Here is a 6,364-nt window from a genome sequence, read left to right as displayed (position 1 = left end):
TGATCAACCAGGGCGAGCGCGTGACCCACGTCGCGCTGGCCGGCAACCAAATGGCCATCCGATGGAAGACGCAATCCGCCGCGCTGTAGAGCGCCAATTCCCCGAAATCACCGGGGGTTACCACTTACCGCGCTTCGGGCGCGTGGTCGCGGTACCGGATGCCCCGGCGGCGCCCGGGCTGTGCGACGACTTCCGCCCGCGCTTCGGCGTCGATGTCCAGGTGCTGCTGCCTGACGGCGAACCGGATCCGGCGCTGCCGGTGTTCACCAGCCTGCCATTGCCGGCACCCATGGGCGGGCAGGAGGCCGGCATGTTCGGGTTCCCCGAGGAAGGCACGACGGTGGTCGTGTCGTTCGCCTATGGCCTGCCGCACAAGCCATTTATCCAGCAGATCCTGCCGCATGGGCTGAGCCTGCCCCGAGTGCCGAAAGGCGACCAGGTCTGGCAGCACAGCGAGGCCTGTCAGCAGCGCGTCGACGCGGACGGTAACTGGCTGCGCCAGACGGACGGGAAGATCCAGGACAAGGCGATCGAGCGCGAAGTGGAGTCGTTGGCCAACCGCGAGCAGTTCCAGAGTCACACCAGGAACGTGGACGACCATTCCACCGAGACGGTGGGCGGGGTGAAGAAGGTCGAAGCCCTGGGCGCGCTAAAGCTGCTGTCCGGCGGATCCGCGAGCCTGGCCGCTGTGGATGACCTGCACCAGGCCACCGGGCGCGACCTCAACCTGGTGGTGGGGCAGAAGCTCAACGCGACGGTCGGCGGCGATGTCCAGGAGCGGATCGAGGGCTTGCGGAAAAGCGTGGCAGGCGTCAGTCAGCGCCTGCAGGCGCCGAAGACGTGGCTGGGGTCTGAAGGGGTGAATGTGCTGCAGGTGCTTTGCGACTTGCTCGACCTGGTCCAGGAGATGAACACCCAGCTGGCCGGGCACGTGCATGGACCGACGCCACCACCGAGCAATGCGGCTGCGTTCACCCAAGGCGCCGGCTCTGCGTTGCTGCTAGCGACGAAGCTTAAGCCGATCACTTTGTAGCAATGCGATTGAAGTTGCGACCTAGTTCTTGATGCTCACTTTGTTGTCGATTTCGACAATACAAGTGCTCGCTTATGCGCAAGCTCAAAGTTCTAGTCGCTTGTACTTATCGACATTCAGCGTTAAATGAAATTCACATATCGTGCTTTCAAAAAAAAACACACACATGATAAGGCGGAAGAGTGTTCCATTTAATGGAACATAAATTTTCGTGGAGCCCAGTCACGGCGCGGGATACGCGCTTCCCCTCCTGGTCAGAGCAGCACAAAAAAAAAAGGCTCGCACAGTGGCGAGCCTTCGGGGGCCTGAAATTGGGGCTTCACAAGAGGAAATCTCCTGCTTATGATGGCTTCAACCTCTGAGCCGGGCACTTCTTCAAACCTAGACACTTTGAAGGCTATCTGTACCCGACGATGTCGTCAACCGCCGTTCGGCATGCGAAGCTCGGAATCATCCTGATTCTGACATTCCGAGGTTTGTACCTCATATGCCCATATGCCGGAGTAAAGTTGGCTCTAAGGGATATCCTCCAAAAACTGGAGGCCCATAAATCGTAGAGGACAGAGCCTTGAAGAAATCTCCCATGAGTCTCGAATGGAATAACACTATTGCTGTTGTAGTGTTGTATGTCAGCTTGTTCAATGAATTAGCTGATCTCGTTACGAAGTTTACGTAATGAGAGGACAGGGGCTTCGGCCCCTGTTCTATTCCAATCTGCACCACCAGGACTGCGCGTAGGCGCAGCCATCGATCACTTCGAAGCCACTCAGCACGAACCCCCGTGTGGACATCCCGGACAGGCTTGCATCGTAAAGGGCAGGTAACTGTGCCGATTGCATAGGGAAGTGGGGGGCCACCTCTGCCACGTTCGTGGCTCGCCCAAGGCGGGAATCCTGCACGCATTGCACATGCACATCCCCCTTCACCGCTCGGTACTGCCCGCGCTCTTGCTTGGATAGATCCACACCAAGACGCCGCATCGGCGTTATGAGAACGCGCATACGATCACCAGTGCTGATCGGACAGCGTGTCATGGGCATACACCAGGGCCTCGTCGGCTAGCTCCAACATCTCAGCCAGGGTGCCAGCATCCACCGCGTGTGCGTCACGCAGGGCATACGCTTGATGCAGCAGTTCCCGGTGGTGGGCTGTCGTTGACTTGAGCAACGAGCTGACATCCTGCAGTAGTTGGTACCACTCCTGGACAGTGATTGGCGTGATGTCTGCGTTGACCATGGGCAAGCCCTCAAAAATACCTGTACACGCATACAGTATTTCGAATTCAACCGAGTGCCTAGCGGTCGCTGACGAGCTGCAGCTGGAACTGCGCGGAAAATCCCATCCGCAAAAAAAATCTCGAAGAGAAATCACTTATCCCCCTCCCGCCGACGCGCTTTGCCTCGCGAAATAGTGCAACCGCCAAGGCTGGTGCAACCCCGGCCCAGGGCAGGCACTGCGCGGGCCGCCTGGCGCACCAGGGCATTGCACAGCGTGCAAAGAATTGAAGATCTGTGCAGCTCGGTACAGTCGGATGTGTCCACAATGTGTCCACACCGAATTTAAATACCCTTCCCCAATGTCAGTAAATATTCAATAAAATCAGGCGCATCACGGGTTTACCCAGCAACCATGGGTGATTTTTTCGGGCTCATAATCCTTTGGTCCACGGTTCGAGTCCGTGTGGGCCCACCAAACAGAAAGCCGCGCGATGCGCGGTTTTTGCGTTTTTGGCGGGATCGCCTCAGATTCGGAATGCTCATTTGCAACTCGTAAACCCGAGTGCGAGCCGGGTCCTTTCCTCATCCGTTTTCGTGGGGCCGGCATCGCCTACGCCGCCCAGCCTGACTTTTGCTCGACGACTACTCGCACACAATCTACTCGTCAGCCGGCTCGAAGCGCTCGCCACGAAACACCCGACGTGGATTGCCACGCTCGATGCGGTGATGGAACAACCGCCGCTCCGCGCGCAGTTCGCTGTCGACCTGCTCTGCCTGTTGCGCCAGGCGTTGACCGATGAGCAGCAGCGCCAAGCGCTTGTTGGCGTGCTGGCTACGCTCGCTCTGTACCTTGACGCTGACGCCGCTGGCCAGGTGCGTGGCGCGCACTGCCGAGTCGGTGGTGTTGACATGCTGACCACCCGGCCCGGACGAACGCAAGGTCTCGAAGTGGATCTCGCTCGCCAATTCCGGTGCCGGTGGCGCAAACCGTGCGCCCCCAAAGAACCAGTTCTTGCGCGCATGCCCCGGCCGGTACGGACTGCTGCACGTCCATTGCAGCGAGCCCGTCCAGTGATCCGCCAGGCGCTCGGCCTGCTCGCCATCCAGTGCCAGCAACACCGAGCGCAAGGTACCGCGCCGCGGCCCCGGCTCTTCTTCGAGTATCCGTACCGTCACGGCCTGGGCATCCGCTTCGGCCTGCAGCCTGAGCAATGCCTTGGCCACTGCCAGGGCACATTCTTCCGGCCCCTGAGCCGCCGAGAGTTGCAGTAGGATCATCAGCAGCACCCTCCGCGCGTCTTGTAGGTGAGCACCGGTTTCAGTCGTGCCAGCACGCGAACCAACCCCGCTTCACGCAAGGCACCCACCACCGAGTCGATAGCCTTGTAGGCCTCCGGCGCTTCCTCGTAGATCAGCGCCCGGTCGGCGCAGATCACGCGGCTGCCTAGTGCCGTACGACTCAGTTGCTCGACGCTGTAGCGCGAGGCGAGGCGGTCCTTGCACTCGCTGCGCATCCATTTGCGTCCGGCGCCATGGGCCAGGGACAACAGGCTGCGCTCGTCGGCGATCGGCTGTACCAAGTAGCTGTAGTCGCCGCGCGAACCAGGGATCACCACCGCCCCCTGATCCGACGGTGTGGCGCCTTTGCGATGCAGCCAACCATCGAGCCCGTCGACCCGCGCTGGCGACACCAGGTTGTGGTTGATGTCGAGCAGTACATCGCCATCGGCACGCAAGCGGTCGAGCATGCGCCGGGCAATCAACTGACGGTTGGCTTCGGCAAAACGCAGCGCGCCGTCGTGCCGGCCCATGTAATGAGTGCTGGCCTCGCTGCCCGCCTCCAGTCCGTGATGACCGAACAGGTCGACCTGCTCACGCAAGATCGCCTCGCCCAAACCACGCGAGCCGCTGTGCACCAGCAACAGCAGGTGTTTGCGCTCGATGCCCAAGGCTGCCAGGGCCGCATCGTCGTAGTTCTCATCGAGTTGCTGCAGCTCGGCGAAGTGGTTACCACCACCAATGGTACCTAGAGAACGCTCGTGCCCCGTGACAGGCAAACCGAAGCTGGCGACGGCCTCCTGCCACGTCTCGTCGAGCGGCAGGTCGAGGTTGCCAAGGCGTTTCTCCAGCTTGTCCAGATGCAGCTTGGCGGTCGGGATGTCCGTGCGCCATAGCGCCATGCCACAGCCGATGTCATTGCCGACCAGCGCCGGGTACAAACGCCCCACGGAAAAGAATGCCGCGCCGACCGGATAGCCACGCCCCGGATGCAGGTCCGGCATGCCGGCCACCCGATGCATGCCCCCTAGGCGAGCGGTGGTTTCGAGTTGTTGGATCGCTTTTCCTTCGATCCAGGTGTCGTCCGCGGCGACCAATACGGCGCCGTCGGACAAATTGCGAATGCAAGTGCCCATAGTCCAATCCTGATGGGTTGAAACAAAAAGATGTTCGGATTGGCAGGCCAGAGGCCGGGCGTTGCGGTACCGCTAACGAGTAGCGGCGAATGCGTTCAAGCCAGGCGCGACCTGCAAAGGGTGATCAACTGTTGCATGATGTACCTCCTTTGCTGTCGGGTGAGAGAAGGCGGGCATCTTAGGTGTGTAATTGCCACCTTACAACAACCTTGATCACATTTTTACCAGGAGAACAACGTCATGGCCGAAAAACCTGACCGCTCCGCGGTACAAAAAACAATACACTGGCGGTACCGTGCCCAGCTTCCACCCATTTCGCCAAATTACGCTAAACACCAGTAACCACGCTACTTCCAGCTAACTATGCCTACGCTAAGCTACGCACGGTTTGACTGGGTTTGCAGCGTCTCCAGGCAGCTCATAATCCTTTGGTCCACGGTTCGAGTCCGTGTGGGCCCACCAAATCTGAAAAGCCGCGCATCAGCGCGGCTTTTTCATTTCTGCGCACGCATGTCGGTCACAAGGCTTCACAACCAGGCGAGGCATGGCTAGGCTGGCTTGCCGCCGAGCAAGGACCTCAGAATGCCAGACACCCGCCCCATCTCCCTCGACGAAATCGACCGCCAATTGATCGCTCTGTTGCAGATCAACGCCCGGGAAAGCGTCGCCACCCTCGCCCGCCAGCTGGGCATCGCCCGCACCACGGTGAACTCGCGCCTGGCGCGGCTGGAAAAGAGCAAGGTGATCACCGGCTACGGCGTGCGCTTGGGCCAACGCCTGATTGGCGGTGGCTTGCAGGCCTATGTGGGGATCAAGGTACAGCCGCGCGCGGGCAAGGAAGTGGTACGGCGGCTGTCGGCCATGGGGCAGGTGCAGCAACTGTGCGCAGTGAGCGGCGAGTTCGACTATGTCGCCTGGCTGCACAGTGATTCGCCCGAGCAACTGGACCAACTGCTCGACCAGATCGGCAGCCTCGACGGGGTGGAGAAGACCACCACGTCGATCATCCTCAGCAGCAAGGTGGACCGGGGGCAGCCAGGCTGACTGCCCCGTGTCTTGCCGTCAGGCTTCCATGGCGTCGAGCAATCCCTCCAGCAATGCCCTGAGCGTTTCCGCCGAATGCAGGATCGACCAGATCATCGCCCGGTTCGCTTCGGGGGCGTGATGCAGGGCGTAGTTGTCGGCGATTTCCTGGATGGCGCGGGCCAGCATGCTGGCGTGGACCAAGGCATCGGCGGCGTCGACGCCAGGGCGGACGGTGAAGATCGGTGGTGGGGTTCAGCTTCAGGGGTGGGTCTGGGACGATCTTTTTCATAGCGCAGTATCCAAGTTGAGTCTGGGATAACTGCGCTCTGAATCCTTCTCACGGGATCAAGGTGGCAGCCGTACGCGGGGTGAGAATCCGGCCAACTTGGAAACCGGCCAGGCAAAAGCCTGCCCGCGCAGGGCTGCCATAACGCACGCCTCGGCGCTCAAGTTGGTATCGGGTTCTCACGCCCGGTCACCGAATGTGCGGTGACCGGAAAAAGTTAACCGCGAAGAAGTACCTTGAAAGCCGGACCGAGACGACAAGGCCTGTAGGATAGGTCCTGTTAACAATTACCTCTGTAGGACCAAACCGAATCTATGGGAGTGGGCTTGCCCACGAAGCAGGCGCCACAGTGTATGGCACCGGCTTCGCCGGTGTTCGCGGGTCAAGC

The 6,364-nt window shown here is 60.4% G+C and carries 6 protein-coding genes; 2 read left to right on the top strand and 4 right to left on the bottom strand.

Annotation, left to right across the window (positions count from 1 at the left end):
* Positions 1-61 precede the first annotated feature (61 nt).
* Positions 62-1,033 (top strand): DUF2345 domain-containing protein, encoded by a 972-nt coding sequence (locus tag NGM28_RS28180; RefSeq protein ID WP_252092511.1) that lies wholly within the window; start codon positions 62-64, stop codon positions 1,031-1,033.
* A 1,005-nt stretch (positions 1,034-2,038) separates the two neighbouring features.
* Here NGM28_RS28180 and NGM28_RS28175 read toward each other — a convergent pair.
* The 3 genes from NGM28_RS28175 to NGM28_RS28165 all read right to left on the bottom strand — a co-directional run bounded on the left by NGM28_RS28175 (position 2,039) and on the right by NGM28_RS28165 (position 4,664).
* Positions 2,039-2,269, bottom strand: a complete 231-nt coding sequence (locus tag NGM28_RS28175; protein WP_252092510.1) for a hypothetical protein — start codon at positions 2,267-2,269, stop codon at positions 2,039-2,041.
* A gap of 638 nt (positions 2,270-2,907) precedes the next feature.
* Positions 2,908-3,528, bottom strand: coding sequence for a peptide chain release factor H (gene prfH, locus NGM28_RS28170; RefSeq protein WP_240063906.1), 621 nt, complete (start codon positions 3,526-3,528; stop codon positions 2,908-2,910).
* Positions 3,528-4,664: an RNA ligase RtcB family protein gene (locus NGM28_RS28165; RefSeq protein ID WP_252092509.1), complete on the bottom strand. Its 1,137-nt coding sequence runs from the start codon at positions 4,662-4,664 to the stop codon at positions 3,528-3,530. The genes prfH and NGM28_RS28165 overlap by 1 nt, the downstream gene beginning before the upstream one ends.
* 582 nt (positions 4,665-5,246) lie before the next feature.
* On the opposite strand from NGM28_RS28165, the gene NGM28_RS28160 reads away from it, so the two are divergent.
* On the top strand, positions 5,247-5,708 hold the full coding sequence (locus tag NGM28_RS28160) for an Lrp/AsnC family transcriptional regulator (RefSeq protein WP_252092508.1): 462 nt from the start codon (positions 5,247-5,249) through the stop codon (positions 5,706-5,708).
* Positions 5,709-5,726: 18 nt separating this feature from the next.
* Here NGM28_RS28160 and NGM28_RS28155 read toward each other — a convergent pair whose 3' ends face one another.
* Positions 5,727-5,891, bottom strand: coding sequence for a hypothetical protein (locus NGM28_RS28155; protein ID WP_252092507.1), 165 nt, complete (start codon positions 5,889-5,891; stop codon positions 5,727-5,729).
* Between the last annotated feature and the right edge of the window lie 473 nt (positions 5,892-6,364).

Origin of the sequence: Pseudomonas sp. MWU13-3659, assembly GCF_023757525.1 — a bacterium.
Classification (GTDB): domain Bacteria; phylum Pseudomonadota; class Gammaproteobacteria; order Pseudomonadales; family Pseudomonadaceae; genus Aquipseudomonas; species Aquipseudomonas entomophila_E.
This window is presented reverse-complemented; position numbering and strand designations above follow the sequence as displayed.